At 71.8% G+C, this 14,473-nt stretch carries 10 protein-coding genes; 9 read left to right on the forward strand and 1 reads right to left on the reverse strand.

The window, feature by feature from the left end; translation table 11 throughout:
- The first annotated feature begins 115 nt into the window (after positions 1-115).
- From HB370_RS38430 to HB370_RS38470, 9 genes are all read left to right on the forward strand, one after another.
- Positions 116-1,543, forward strand: coding sequence for a hypothetical protein (locus HB370_RS38430; RefSeq protein ID WP_051816234.1), 1,428 nt, complete (start codon positions 116-118; stop codon positions 1,541-1,543).
- A complete protein-coding gene (locus HB370_RS38435) occupies positions 1,540-2,028 on the forward strand; it encodes a GNAT family N-acetyltransferase (RefSeq protein ID WP_078637833.1) in 489 nt (162 codons plus the stop codon). Before HB370_RS38430 ends, HB370_RS38435 begins: the two co-directional genes overlap by 4 nt.
- 417 nt (positions 2,029-2,445) lie before the next feature.
- Positions 2,446-2,925, forward strand: coding sequence for a hypothetical protein (locus HB370_RS38440; protein WP_030794092.1), 480 nt, complete (start codon positions 2,446-2,448; stop codon positions 2,923-2,925).
- On the forward strand, positions 2,925-4,319 hold the full coding sequence (locus tag HB370_RS38445) for a hypothetical protein (protein ID WP_030794094.1): 1,395 nt from the start codon (positions 2,925-2,927) through the stop codon (positions 4,317-4,319). Before HB370_RS38440 ends, HB370_RS38445 begins: the two co-directional genes overlap by 1 nt.
- Positions 4,316-5,752 (forward strand): VWA domain-containing protein, encoded by a 1,437-nt coding sequence (locus tag HB370_RS38450; protein ID WP_030794095.1) that lies wholly within the window; start codon positions 4,316-4,318, stop codon positions 5,750-5,752. Before HB370_RS38445 ends, HB370_RS38450 begins: the two co-directional genes overlap by 4 nt.
- A 62-nt stretch (positions 5,753-5,814) precedes the next feature.
- Entirely contained in the window at positions 5,815-6,927 is a 1,113-nt protein-coding gene (locus HB370_RS38455) for an AAA family ATPase (protein ID WP_030794097.1), read from the forward strand.
- 17 nt (positions 6,928-6,944) lie between these two features.
- Positions 6,945-9,764 carry a DUF5682 family protein gene (locus HB370_RS38460; RefSeq protein WP_030794099.1) on the forward strand — a complete coding sequence of 940 codons (2,820 nt, stop codon included), beginning with the start codon at positions 6,945-6,947 and terminating at the stop codon, positions 9,762-9,764.
- Positions 9,765-10,185: 421 nt separating this feature from the next.
- Positions 10,186-11,328, forward strand: a complete 1,143-nt coding sequence (locus tag HB370_RS38465; RefSeq protein ID WP_244405823.1) for a methyltransferase domain-containing protein — start codon at positions 10,186-10,188, stop codon at positions 11,326-11,328.
- Between the two features lie 1,798 nt (positions 11,329-13,126).
- Positions 13,127-13,936, forward strand: a complete 810-nt coding sequence (locus tag HB370_RS38470; protein ID WP_037703323.1) for a hypothetical protein — start codon at positions 13,127-13,129, stop codon at positions 13,934-13,936.
- 131 nt (positions 13,937-14,067) lie between these two features.
- On the opposite strand, the gene HB370_RS38475 is transcribed toward HB370_RS38470, so the two are convergent.
- Positions 14,068-14,466: a DUF6221 family protein gene (locus HB370_RS38475; RefSeq protein WP_030794112.1), complete on the reverse strand. Its 399-nt coding sequence runs from the start codon at positions 14,464-14,466 to the stop codon at positions 14,068-14,070.
- Between the last annotated feature and the right edge of the window lie 7 nt (positions 14,467-14,473).

Here is a 14,473-nt window from a genome sequence, read left to right on the forward strand (position 1 = left end):
CCGGCACCCGCCACACCACCCACCGCGGCACGACAACCGAGATCCGCACCGGCGGATCGTGACAACCCCTGATCAAGCCCTGCGCCTCGCCGCCATCACCGAATCCGGAACCCCCATGCCCCACAGAAGCCTGCGGCCGCGCCCGACGGCCGCACCGCCCGGCATACCGTTCACCGCCGCCCTGGCCCGCTCCCATCTCAACGCCCCGCAGCTGGTGCGGGCCGTCAACGTCAAGCTGGACGCGACGGGCCTGCCCGCCCTGCACCCCACCGCCGCCTACAACTGGTGCACCGGGTCCATGCCACGCTCACCCCAGGTCCGCTCGCTTGTGGCGCTCACCCTGTCCGAGGCCACCGGCACCACGGTCACAGCCGACGACCTCTGGGGCCCGTCCACCCGGCCCCGGCCCGTCCTGTCGGCTGCCGACGAACTTCTCGGCCACCGCCGCCTGCCCGACGTACTCAACGCCGCTGCCCATTGGAGCGCCGAAACCACCGTCCACGCCGACACCCAACTCGCCGCCCCCACCACCCTGTTCACAGCCGTCTGGGATGCCACACACCAGCCCCCGGGCCAGGCCTGCGCCATGCGGCGCTCCGCACCCCGCGTCGAACCCGCGATGATGACCCTGCTCGAGGAACACCTCACCTCCCTGCGGCATCTCGACGACCAGACCGGGGGAGGCCCGCTGCCCCAGCGCCGCGTCCGCATCGCCCTCAGCGAGGTCATCCTCCTGCTGCGCACCAGCAGCCACACCCCCGGCCTGCGCACCCGGCTCCTGCACAACGCCGCCGGCCTGTCCCAGCTCGGCGGCTGGATGGCCTTCGACAGCAACCTCACCGCCGCCGCCCAGCGCTACCAGCTCCTCGCCCTGCGCCTCGCCCGCGCCGCAGACGATACCGACACCCTCTCCAACATCCTCGGCATGCTCGCCTACCAGCACGCCGCCACCGGCCACCCCCAAGAAGCCCTCCGCTACGCCACCGCCGCGGTCGAACACGCCGCCCGCAGCCTCCCCCTCGTCCGCGCCCGCGCGCTCGGCCGCCTCGCCACCGCACACGCCGCGGCCGGCGACATCGACCGCTTCCGCCGCACACACGATCAATGCCGCGCCCTGATCACCCGCCGCACACCCGACGATCCCCCCAGCCTGTACTACTTCACCGACGACCAACTGGCCGCCGAAACCGGCCACGCCCTGGTGGAACTCGCCACCACCCACTCCCAGCGAACCCGCGCTCGCACCTTGCTCACCGAAGCGTCCGACCTGCTCACCCCCCATGTCAGACAAGGCGGCGAGGCCGGCTACCACCGCTCCGCCGTCCTGCACGGCATCCACCTGGCCCGCGCCCACCTCCTCGTCCGCGACACCGAAACCACCGCCGCCGTCCTCACCCACGTAGCCACCGGCCTGGGCGGAGTGCAGTCCCCGCGCTGCCGCGCTCTGCTGCGAGCCCTGCGCAACCAGGCGGGCCGGCGCCTGCGGACCGCGGGACACGCCCATGCGCTCGAAGCCGTCGACCGGGCACTGTCACACACATGACCGCACACGCTCACCAGCGCACCGGCCCGTGCACCATCGAAGCCGCGCCGTACGACGACGCCGGCGTCCGGCAACTCCTCGCCGAGTTCCAGGCCGCCCAGATGGCCCTGTACGGATTCGCCGACGACCCATCCGCCACCCCACCCGAGGACTACACCGCACCCCACGGGCTGTTCCTCCTGGCCCGCACCGCCCACCGGGAACCTGCCGGATGCGGAGGATGGAGGCGCCTGGACGAGCAGACAGCGGAGATCAAACGCATGTACCTACGTCCCGCCTTTCGCGGGCTGTCGCTCGGGCGCCGCATCCTGCGCCTGCTGGAAGACGACGCCCGCGCCCAGGGATTTCACGTTGCCCAGCTGGAAACCGGCGTCGACAACCGTGCCGCGCTCGCCCTCTACCACTGCGAGGGCTACCACCCTATCCCGCCCTACAGGCCCGGCCGGGACCCGTCCATCAACCGGGCACTGCGCAAACAGCTGTGACCCGCTTGCCGACAGGCAAGACCGCGCGGGCCGCTGACCGCCCCCTGGTGGGGGTCGCGGATCTCGTCCGGGCAACGCACGGGGGCCGAGACCAGGGTTTGCGCGAACCTCGGTGGAACACCCGCGGCCGGGGCCAGAGCACCTGCGCAATCTGCATGCGCAGCAGCTGCGACCGGTGAAGGACCGGCCAGTTGGAAGCAGCGTGAACTCGCGGCGCTGTTCGACGGCAACGACACGCTCTCCTTCTACGTGCCCGAGCGGATGAACGGGCCGGGAGCCGGGGGACCGCCTGTGCGCGAAGGGGGCGTTGTCAGTGGGGCCCGCTAGCTTGGTCGATGTCCCGCCGGTCCGGCGTTGGGGCTTCCCTTGTGCTGTTGCGAAGGAGATGGTGCGTTGTCTGGTTTCGAGAGGTCGAGCATGGTGCGGGTGATCCCGCCCGCCCGGCCGCGCAAGCTCGCCAAGGTGCCGTTCGTGGAACTGGCCGACGGGCGCCTCCAAGGCGTCGTCTCCAGCGGGTCGGCCATCGAGAGGGTGTACGTCTCCTCGGTCGCCGCCGGGACGTACGCCTACGCGTGCAGCACCAACAACAACCGCCCCTGCGGCGGGGCCCGGGGCGGCTTCTGCAACCACATCGGCGCCCTGATTGGCGAAGCGGTGGTGCAGTACGGCGCCGAGCGCGTCGCCCGCTACCTGCGCGTCGACGTCGCCGACGGGGAGCCGACCGCCCAGTCGCTCCACCTCACCATGAGCGGGACCAAGCCCTTCCCGGCGGGCAGCAAGGCCGCCGCCTCCGTCTTCAGCCGGTTCCTGCGCCACCTGGCCTATCTCGAACTGCCGCCCACCACGGCCCCGGTGCCGGAGATGCAGTGGTTTGCCTCCACCAGGGAGGTGGCTTGATGCGGATGGACCTGCTCAACGGACCCGTCGACGGCCTGGACGAGGCCCTCGCCGCCGTCGACGCCTTCGACCGGACCCTGACCAAGGGCCTCCTTCGGCCTCACCCCGCCGACGCCGAGGGGCTGTTCGCTCTCGCCGACGCGGTCGCCGCCAGCCCGCTCGCCGCGCGCGTCGCCGAGGCCGCCGACAAGGCCGCGGCCGGTGTTGCCGGCGAGGACCACCTCCTGGCGCTCGCCGCTGCCCGCACCGCCCTGCTCGGCGCCGCGCACGACGCGCTGGCCGCCCGCGCGGACGAGGCGACCGACCGTACCCGCGCCGACGCCCCCGCACCGGCCGCTCCCGCCGAGCAGGCGCCGAACCTGCTCGCCGCCGCCCGCTCCTGGCTCTGCGACCTGGCCCGCACCGGCTGGCAGGGCCTCGACCACGACGTGGTCTCCGGCTCCTCGCAGGTCGTCTCCGCGATGCTGCCCGAGCCGGCGCTGCGCCGCCTGGCCGCCCTCCTCGACGGCTTCGCCGCCGAACTCGCCGCCTCCTGCCCGGGCGCGACCCTGGAGCGGATACCGGTGCGCCGCTGGGCGGACCTGTGGGCCCGCGGCATGCTCCTCACGGTGCCCGGCGCCGTCCCCGCGCCCGCCGCGGACACGCTCACCGGCCGCCTGCTGTCCCTCGGCACCGACCTGCAGGAACACGCCACCGCCGCCCAGGCGCAGGTCCACGCCGTGTTCGAACCCGCCGACGGCGGCACGCCCCGGCTGGTGAGGGCGAGCGTGTCCGTGCCGAAACCCGACACGGTCCTCGGCGCCGGCGTCTGGCAGTTGCTGCGCCCGCACATGAGCCTGCTGGCCGCCGCCGGTGAGGGCCGCTCCATGGACCTCACCGGCATGCCGGTCACCGCAGAAGGCGACCTGATCTGGCAGGACGAGCACGCCCGACCAGGCGAGCCTGTCGACCCCTTCACCACCGCCCGCGTCGCCCTGCCCACCGCGGAGGCCCCGGCCACCGCACCCCTCGACCGCCACCCGGTCCTGCTGGCCCACCCGGTGTTCCTGGAGGGCTACGGCACCGAACAGGACGCCGGGACCGGGACGGTGACGTTCACCCTCGCCGGGCAGCGGCTGCCCGTCGACACCGACCGCCTCCCCGTCGCCGGTCCCCTCACCCCGCAGGCCGTCGCCGGGTCCACCGCCTGCATCGGACTGCTGCGCTGGGACGGCGACGGGTTCTTCCTCCAGCCGCTCGCCGTGGAGAGGACCGTCCGCAAGAAGGCCGTCGCCCTGCACGCGGGCGCCTGGGCCGGCGGCACCACCGACAAGACCGGGGTGAAGGCCGAGAAGGCCGCCAGCGACGCGGTGGCAGTGCTGCGCGAACGCGCGGGAAGGCTGCTGCGGAAATGACCGACCACACCACCGGACAGTCCCCGGCGGCCGTCTCCGACGACAACCGCCGGCAGGTCCTTTACTGGCGGCTGCTCGCCCGCCTCTTCGACCCCGAGGAGCAGGCCGGCCTGGAATCCGCCTGCCTCGCCGTCGTAGAGGACATCGGCCTGCCGCCCGCCCTGCTCGACCCGCAGACCTCCGTCGACGCCGTCGTGCAGCGCCACCCCGAACTGGCCGCCGACTTCGACGGCCTGATGGTGCCCGAGCCGGACGAGGACGGCCGCGACCGGGCCGCCGAGGTGCGGCGCGCCGCCCTCGTCTCCAAGGTGCTCCTCAACGTCTTCGCCACCGGCAGCGGCACCGTCACCGCCGGGCAGCTCGCCCGCTGGCAGGCGGATGCCGGATGGCTGGAGCGGGCGCTCGGCTGCAAGCCCGGCGAACTGCGCGGCGGACGGACCGGCCGCGGCACCGGGCCCGGAGCAGCCGGCGGACCGGGCGGGGGAGTGAGCCCCACCGGCATTGGAGCAGGCCACCCCACCCCCGACCTCAGCACGCTCCTGCCCGTCATCGGCCCCGAACTAGGCGCCTTGGAAACCGACCTGGTCAAGCGGATGCACCTGCGCGAAGTCCTCGCCGACCCCCGGCTCGCCGCACAGCTCACCCCGAGCATGTCGCTCATCGAGCAGCTGCTGCGCGACAAGAACAACCTCTCTGGCGTCGCCCTCGCCAACGCCAAGGCACTGATCCGCCGCTTCGTCGACGAGGTCGCCGACGTCCTGCGCACCCAGGTCGAGAAGGCTTCCGTCGGCGCCCTGGACCGGTCGGTCCCGCCCAGGCGGGTCTTCCGCAACCTCGATCTCGACCGCACGATCTGGAAGAACCTCACCAACTGGGACCCCGAGGAGGAGCGGCTCTACGTCGACCGTCTCTACTACCGGCACACCGCCCGCAAGACGACCCCCCAGCGGCTGATCGTGGTTGTCGACCAGTCCGGCTCGATGGTCGACTCGATGGTCAACTGCACCATCCTGGCGTCCATCTTCGCCGGCCTGCCCAAGGTGGACGTCCACCTCATCGCGTACGACACCCAGGCCCTCGACCTCACCCCCTGGGTGAGCGACCCCTTCGCGACCCTGCTGCGCACCAACCTCGGCGGCGGCACCGACGGCACGGTCGCCATGGCCCTCGCCCAGCCCAAGATCGCCGAACCGCGCAACACGGTCGTCGTGTGGATCTCCGACTTCTACGAATGGCGCTCCGAGCCGCTGTTCGAGTCGATGGCCGCCATCCACCGCTCCGGAGCGAGGTTCATCCCCGTCGGCTCGGTGACCAGCTCCGGCCGTGGCAGCGTCAACCCGTGGTTCAGGGAACGCTTCAAGGACCTCGGCACACCGGTGATCTCCGGTCACATCCGCAAGCTCGTCCACGAACTGAAGTCGTTCCTCACCTGAGCCGACCCCGCCTCCCAGCACGCATACCTCTGTCTTCCTCTTGTCACCGAAAGGCCATCGACATGTCCGACCTGCTGCGCGCCCCCGCCGAGATCAAGTACGCCGAGGAACTGGACTGGCTGGAGTCCATCGACGACAACCCCAAGCCCTACTCCTGGCGACTGTCCCCCAAGATGATCCGCCTGTTCATCCTGGGCTCCGAGCGAGCCGACGGCCTCGACCGCGAGATCTCCCAGAAGTGGTTCGGCGACCGCGGCATCGTCGAGCGCGCCATCGTCACCCTCGCCTCCGACCGCGGCCTGCTGCTGATCGGCGACCCCGGCACCGGCAAGAGCTGGCTCGCCGAACTGCTCGCCGCGGCCGTCTGCCGCAACTCCACCCTCGTCGTGCAGGGCACGGCCGGCACCACCGAGGACCACATCAAGTACTCGTGGAACGTGTCCATGGTCATCGCCAAGGGTCAGTCCCGCGAGTCGATGATCCCCTCGCCGATCATGACCGCGATGGAACAGGGCGTCATCGGCCGCTTCGAGGAACTCACCCGCTCCACCAGCGACGTCCAAGACGCACTGATCTCCATCCTCTCCGAGAAGTACATCTCGGTGCCCGAACTCGACAGCGACAACATCGTCTTCGCCAAGCCCGGCTTCAGTGTCATCGCCACCGCCAACAGCCGCGACCGGGGCGTCAACGACCTGTCCTCCGCGCTCAAGCGCCGCTTCAACTTCGTGCGCATCCCGGTGGTCACCAACAAGAAGAGCGAGGCGGAGATCGTCCGCTTCCGCACCGAGGAACTGCTGCGCCGTCACCACATCGAGCTCGACGTGCCGCCCACCCTGCTGGACGTGCTGCTGCAGAGCTTCGCCGACCTGCGCGCCTCCGCCGCCGCGGCCGGCAGTGACGACGAAAAGCTGGAGTCCGCGCTGTCCACCGCCGAGCAGATCGGCGTGCTGGAGGACGCGGTCCTGCACGGCAACTTCTTTGGCGAGCGCTCCCTGACCGCCCGTACCCTCGCCTCCTCGCTGGTCGGCTCGCTCGCCCGGCGCGAACCGGAGGACCTTGCCATCCTCAACAAGTACCTGCACGGCGTCGTCGAGCCGCGCAGCAAGGAAGAGGGCGGCTCTTGGCCGGAGTTCCTCGAAGGCGGCCGCGACGCGATCGCCACCCTGTCGTGACCGCCCGCACCAGCACCATGGAGAGCACGGTGAATGAGGGAACCTTCTCCGCCCTGCGCGGCCAGCTGCAGGAAGCCGCCGCCGCGTTCGCCGGCGGCCCGGACGCCCTGGAGGGCATCCTCCTCGGCATCGTCGACGACGTCGACCGCGCGGTGCGCGAACCGCTGGAGATCTTCCCGGTCTGCCATCACTCGCCCGCCTCCGCGCTGGCCATGGCGCGCCGGCTGCGCGAGAAGCAGCCCAAGGTGGTCTACCTGGAACTGTGCGAGGACATGGCGCCGCTGCTGACCGAGCTGCGCAACTGCCGGCTCCCGGTCGCGGTGCAGGCGTTCGCGACCGAGGTCGACGGCTTCCCCGCCGAGTGGGCGCCGCTGTCGGTCGTCGCCCCGATCACCGAGGCGTCGGCCGAGTACCAGGCGATCGCCTACGCCCTGGACGCCCCGGGCGTCGAACTCGTCCTCGTGGACCGCTCCTCAGACCACGTCTTCCAGTGGCAGGAGAGCAGGAACGACTCCACCGCATTCGCCGACCCGGATGCACCGCCCGCTGAGGAGGAGGCGGCACTCCACGGCGACGCGGTCGGCGTCGAGATCGGCGACCTGCGCCCGCGCTTCGCCGATCTGGAGGAGCACCTGCTGCGGCACGGGCGGGTGCGGCACTGGTCGGAGTGGTGGCACCAGTACGTCGAACTGCCGCTCGGCGACAGCGACCACGACACCTACCGCCAGGTCATGCTGCTGATCGGCAGCCTCTTCCGGCGCCTTGCCCCCGGCGAGGCACACCAGGTCCGCATTGACGAGGACCGCGAGCGGTACATGTGGACGCGGATGCGTGAGCACCTGGCCGCGACCGGCACCGATCCGGCGGACGCCCTGTACGTGTGCGGCGCCTTCCACGCGGCCAGCCGCGTCGAGGAGTTCGGCGTCCACGGCGCCAACACCTTCGCGATCACGCCACCGAGCGCCACCAAGTGGCAGCACGGACTGATCCCCTCCAGCCACGCGGCGATCGAGGCGCAGTTCGGCCTCGCCGCCGGGTCGGTGTCCATCGCCGCGACCCAGTGGGCGAAGAACCTCAAGCGCACTCGGGTCAAGCCCTACCGGCTCGCCGGACAGGCCGGCACCAAGACACCGAAGGCAGCGAAGAAGGCCGCGTCGGCCCCCGCCGCACCGGCACCGGCCGACCAGGGGCCGGCCCCCGACCGGCTCACCGGGTTCCTGCAGCGGCCCCCTGTCCTGGACCGCCTCGACGAGGCCGAACTGCTCGGCTGGTCCGTGGAGATCGTCCGTGCCGCCCGCCGCAACGGCTACCTTGCCTCCACCGCCGACGCCATCGCGGTGTTCGAGACGTCGATCCTGCTCGCCGGGATGCGCGACCGGGCCAAGCCGACGCCGTACGACTTCCAGGACGCGGCGGTCACCTGCATCGAGAAGGACACCGTCCCGGGCCGGCGGGACGTGCGCCGGCTCGTGGAGATCATGCTCGGCGGCGACCGGGTCGGCCAGGTCGGCTACGATGCCCTGCCGCCGCTCGCCCGGGACGTGCACGACCGGCTCGCTCCGCTGAACCTTAAGCTCCAGCAGCGCGGCGTCCAGCGCGCCCTGCTCGACATGGCCGCCCGGCCGGAACTCCAGCAGTGCTCGGACGTGCTGTGGATGCTGTGCCACCTGATGCCGCACGGTGCCGCCCGCCCCATCATGGGCGAACGCAAGCTGGGTGAGCGCCCCATCCAGGAGTCCTGGGACCTCGCCCTCGGCACCCACCAGCGTGCCCTGATCGAGCTGGGTTACGAGGGTGTCAGCATCGAGCAGGTCCTCGAACAGCGGCTGCGCCGCACCGCGTACGGCCCGCACGCGACCACGGCGAAGGTCCTCGAAGCCGTCGAGGACGCCACCCTGTACCTGCGCAGCCGCCGCCTCGCCGACGAACTCGGCCGACACGCGCTGGAGGTCCTGGCGACCGAGCGCAGCGTCGACAGCGCCCCCGAGGTGCTGCGCCGGGTGCGCGGACTGCTGGCCTACTACCGCACCGCCGAGCCGTCCCTGCCCGCCTGGATCGAGTCCTTCGTCAAGACCGGCTACGCGCACTACTGCACGCTGCTGCCGACGGCGTTCACGGACGACGACGCGAGCGTCCGCCAGGTCGCGGCCATGCTGGGCTTCCTGTTCAGCATGGAAAGCCTCGCCCTGTCCCTCGGCTGCGACCGCAACCAGCTGGAACTGGCCGTCGCCCAGTCACACCCCCAGGACCCGGCGAAGACGGCGCTGCTGTGGGCGGCCCGGACCCAGCTCGGCACCCTGTCCCGCGCCGACCTGCGGGCCCGATGCGCGGAACTGCTCGGCAACCCCCTGGTCATCCCCGCCTACCCGCACTACCTCAGCGGGTTCCTCCACGCGCTGGAACCCGTGCCCGCACTGGCCGACTTCGTCGTCGAGGCCGTCTCCAACGCCTTCGCCCAGCTGCCCGACCCGGTGCTGCTGCCCTGGCTGCCGACCCTGATCACCAGCCTGCGCAGTAGCGGCGCCGACCTCGCACCCCTGCTGATCCGCGAGGCAGGCCGCATCTTCCCCAACCGGCTGGCCGACCTGGACACCTGGGTCCCACCCTGGCAGACCGACCCGGCGACAGCCACGGCCCGCCCCCCGCGCGACCACACAGCCGCGCCCGGCAGCGTACCGCTGCTCGCGGCCTACCCCACGACCTGCGACGCCCTGGCCAACCTGCTGGGCTGCGAGAACGGCTGGCAGACGCCCGCACCCGCCCCCACCGGCGCGGCGCTACTCACCCACCACCCACGCACCGCCCAAGCACTGGAGGAACTCCTGACCGCCCCCTGACACCCGGCCCAGGGCCACCACACGCCGGTGCGGTGGCCCGGACGCGACCGGCTTCCACCCCGCCACACCCGGCACCGCGATGGGCGCCCGAGCCACTTCCTCTGCGGGTGCCGACGGCAGCACAGGCCCCTCACCAACAACCACGGCCCACCCCGCACCAGCCTGGGCCGCTATTCTGCCTGTCCGCCGACGCGCCGGTTTCAGCCGTTGGTTGGCTATTTCCGGCATCCGGCGGACAGCACCCGTCACAAGCCCCACCATAGAAAAGCCATCTTTCCTGCCGATCTTGGGGAGACAGCGATGGGTAAGCACGAAAAGCCGCCGGCCGACCCGGGCACGGGCACCCCGCCGCCCGGCAACAGCGACGGACAGGTCCCTCCGCCTCCGCCCAGTACGGGCAAGCACAAGAAGTAGTGGATCGGTGCTGACGACCGCACCCGGCATCGACAGGCTACGGCGATCGCTGGCCGCTGCCATGGAGCAGCGGGGCGACTGGCCCGAACGCTCCCCCTGGATCCGTGAGGCCGTCGATGCCCTGCCCCGGCACCGGTTCGCCCCCGACCGCGTGTGGCGGTGGGACGGGCACGCCTACGTGCCGGTGAGCCAGCGGACCGATCCGGCCGGCTGGGCGAGCGAGGTGTATCCCGGCCCCGACACGGCGACCGTCACCGAGGTCACCGACGGACTGCCGACATCCAGCCTGTCCAGCCAGGCCGTCGTGGTCGACATGCTGGACTCCCTGCTCCTCGAACCCGGCCACCGCGTCCTGGAGCTGGGAACAGGCAGCGGATGGAACGCAGCCCTGCTCAGCCGGCGGGCCGGACCCGATCGCACCGTCAGCGTCGAGGCCAGCTGCGACCTGGCACACGCGGCACGCCGGGCACTCGCCGCAGCCGGACTCACCCCGCGCGTCGAAGTCGGTGACGGCAATCAGGGATGGGCCCCCGCAGCACCCTACGACCGGGTCATCGCCACCTACGCCGTCGAGCGGATCCCGTGGGCCTGGATCGCACAGACACGGCCGGGCGGACGCATCGTCACCCCCTGGGGCCGACTCGGACACCTCGCGCTGACCGTCGCCGACGACGGCCGGTCCGCGACCGGATGGGTCCAGGGCCTGGCCCAGTTCATGCCCGACCGCGAAGGGCTGCGCCGCGAAAGCGACTTCGCACAGGTACGCGCCCGCAGCGAACCGGAGCAGGAGCGCCCTTTCCTCCGCGACCTCACCCCGCTCCACGACAACGCGCACCTGCGGTTCGCGCTGCGCGTCGCCCTGCCTCATCTGCGGATGACGCTCGCCTACGACGCTGACGGCCTCAACGCCTGGATCCACGACACCGAGCAGTCCTGGGCCGCGCTCTCGGCCATCGGCGGCGGCCGGACGATCGCCACTCAGGGCGGCCCCCGACGCCTGGCCGACGAACTGGAGACGGCCTGGGACACATGGCTTAACCTGGGCAGCCCCGACCTGTACGACTTCGGCATGACCGTCACCGACAACGGCGCAACGCAATTCATCTGGGTCAACGACCCCACGACCGGACCCCACTGGCTGATCCCCTGAAGCTGCCCGTGCGGACGATCGACGGAGCACCGGCGCACTCCCCAGCAACACCGGCAGGTGCAAGGACGCGGGGCGACACCGTCGGCAACGGCTGCTGATGGGCGGCCCCGGTGTTGGCACGGTTCGAGAAGCCGTACGGGCCTGGGCGTCAGGCGGCCTTCGGCCGGTGGGGTTCGCGTCAGCGTTCCAGCAGGCCAGAAGGGGGACACCGCGGTGCGTGCCGCGTAGTCGCTCAGGCCCGGCAAGTCGGGGCGCAGCTCGGCGACCCGTGCGGTCAGCGCCCGCACCGATGGGCGGCGGGCCTCAAGCGGGGCGGCGAGCTCAACGAGGCGCAGCTGGGCGAAGGCGGCCGTCGTGTCACCGGCGTCGAGCAGGCTACGGGCGGTGTCGGTGGCGGCGCGGGCGCGGCGTTCGGCGGTGGGCAGGGTCTCGGGCTGCAGGCGGCGGGCGTGGGCGAGGGCGGCGCCGAGGTCGCCGAGGTGGCGGTGGATCTCAATCCGGTACAGCAGGCACTGCCCGGCGGTCAGCTGACGGGGCCGGGCGCCGGTGAGCGGGAGGCTGGCCAGGCGGCGGGCCGTCTGCTCGGCCTGGGCCGCGAGGTCCAGGGCGAGGACGCGCTGGTGGGCCTGGGCAGCGGTGTAGGCGGCGGTGAGCGCCGCCATGCCCGCCGCGTCCAGCTCGGCGGCCGTGGGCCGGGGGCCGGCCGTCAGGTGGGCGAGCGCCTCCTGGAGCAGGTGCAGGGCCTCGTCGGTACGGCCGGTGCGTCGCAGCGGGGTCGCGGCCGCACGGGCCGCCGCGGCGAGCACCAGCGCCTGGCCCGAGCGGCGGGCCGCGTCTACGGCCCGGGCCGCGAACGCGCCAGCGGCCTGGGCGCGACCCTGCTTGACCTCCAGATGGGACGCCAGCACCCACACGTCGGCGGCCCGGGCGACGCCGGCCGGGCCGCGGTCGGTGCTGCGCGCGGCGGCGTCCAAGAGCAACGGCAGCACCCGGCCGAGCCGGGCATAATCGCCGGCCGCGAACAGTCGGCGCGCCGCCGCGATGTCGCCGGCCGACAGTCGCGGCGCCGGGGCCGCCCACGCAGATGTGGAAACCGTGAGCATCCCGGCTCCCAGGGCAACTCCCGCCGTCAGCACGCTGCGCCGCTCCACGCCCGTCTCCTCGTCTACTCGCTCGGCGTCGAATCCGGTGTTGTCTTGAAGCTACGGCGGGCCGGGCCGTACGGGCAGGGCGCACAACGCCTCCGCCGTGCGCCCCCCGGCGGCGGCCGTACGGACAGCTCCTGGTGCCCTCTTGCCGAATGCGGCGTTGGCCATGACGGGTCCCATGCTCGGCCCGCTGCCCCACACGCGGCCGGCTGTCCTGATGCAGGGGGCCGGTCGTAACCAGCCGCCGCCTACCAGTGCACAGGACGGGTGATGGACGGGCTTTACGACCGAACTACCCAACGCCGGGAGGCTCCCACCGCCATGCCGATACCGCCTTGCGCGCCATGGCCCCGCCCAGCGGCCGGCCCGGCACGACCGAAGCCCAGCCCGACGTCCTTTGGAATCCCTTCTTGCCCGCCACCAGACATCAAGCACGAAGCCACCGACGACAGTTCGAGCGTCGGCAATACCCGCCTCGAACACGGTCGTTGTCGATCTGCGTGCCCTTGTGGATGGCGAGCGCATCAAGCGTGGACCGCGGCACATGACAGCATGGCAGTCAGCTGAACAGCAACGCTTCGGATAGTCTCGCGGCCCAACTGGCATACGTATGCGGCAGTCCCACGACTGCCCAGGAAAGGGTCAACCATATGCCCGAGAACGCGACAGCGTCTTACAGTGAACTGGCCTCGCAGTACGCCACCAAAGTCACGGCCGACCTTGAATCCAATATGCACGAGCAGGCACGCGTCAGCTCAGAAATCGAGGCGCTGCAGGAGAAGTTGGCCGGCTTGCAGCGGGACCACGCGGTGCTGGTGAACATGCGGGAGGCGCTCGCCCTCACACCCCGCGACCCGGCCCCCCCGGTGCCCGCCACCACAGCTGATGTCCCGGGCCCCCGCAAGAACGCCGCCCGCTCCGGCGTAGGGGGAGCCGCCACTCCGAGGCCGGCCGCTTCTCGTCGTACCACGTCCGGGTCCGGCAAGGCCAAGCAGAGCCGGCGGAAGAAGTCGGCCGCCGACGCGAGCCCGGCGAATACGAGCGCCGCATCGCAGGCAAAGGCGCAGGCAAAGGCGCAGCCGAAGGCCAAGACGAAGACGGCCACACAGACGCAGCCCGGGACTGCGGCCGACAAGACGAAGGCCGACAAGCAGCCCACCCTCGTGGACCTGGTGCACGAACACCTCACCGGGACGAACGAACCTCGCTCGGCTGCGGAGATCACCACCGCCCTCGGCCAGGCTCACCCTCAGCGAGGCGTCAAGGCGACCGTCGTGCGCAACACGCTCGAAAATCTGGTCGCCAGGGGTCAGGCAGAGCGCTCCAAGCAGGGCAGCGCCGTCTTCTACACGGCCGCAGGCAAGGCGCAGGAGGAGCCCTCCGAACAGTCCCCGGAGGTGCCTTCCGCGGCGAACGGGAAGGACTCCGAGGCCGCCGCGCCCGCCGCTCAGACCGGTTGAGCGGAAGTGGCCGGAGTGCTGCACACGCGGCACCCGGCCACACCGCCCGCTCCCACTGCGGACACGGCCGAACGGCTGAAGCGGTTCCCGCCCCGGCCCCGGGGCGTGCCGTACCATTTGCGGCCGGTACCTCAGGCGGTGCGCAGCGTGCGAAGCCGGTCCAGCAGATGGCCGTCAGACAGGTCGAGCCGCCAGTGGGGCTGGAACCCCGGGTGATCGGCCCATTCCTGGATGAGGACCCTGATGGTGGCTTCGTCGCCGCTTTCCAGCAGCCGGCACTTCCTGTCGATCTCCGCGAGGATCGCCTGCGGGCTGTAGCGCCGGCAGAAGCGCACGTCGTAGACCAGACGGACATTGTCCCGCGCCTGCAGGCGCGTCCATCCCACGGCCAGGTGACTGGCGCGCTCCACGGTGGACAACCGCACGCCGTGCCCGGCAGCCTCCGCGGTGTTCCAGTCGTCCTCGAGCCGCTGGGCGGCGAACGCGATCATGTCCTTCACCACGTCGCGTCGGTCCTGTGCGTCGGCCATGGATCGT

The organism is Streptomyces sp. DSM 40868 (assembly GCF_011820545.1).
Taxonomy (GTDB): Bacteria; Actinomycetota; Actinomycetes; order Streptomycetales; family Streptomycetaceae; genus Streptomyces; species Streptomyces eurythermus.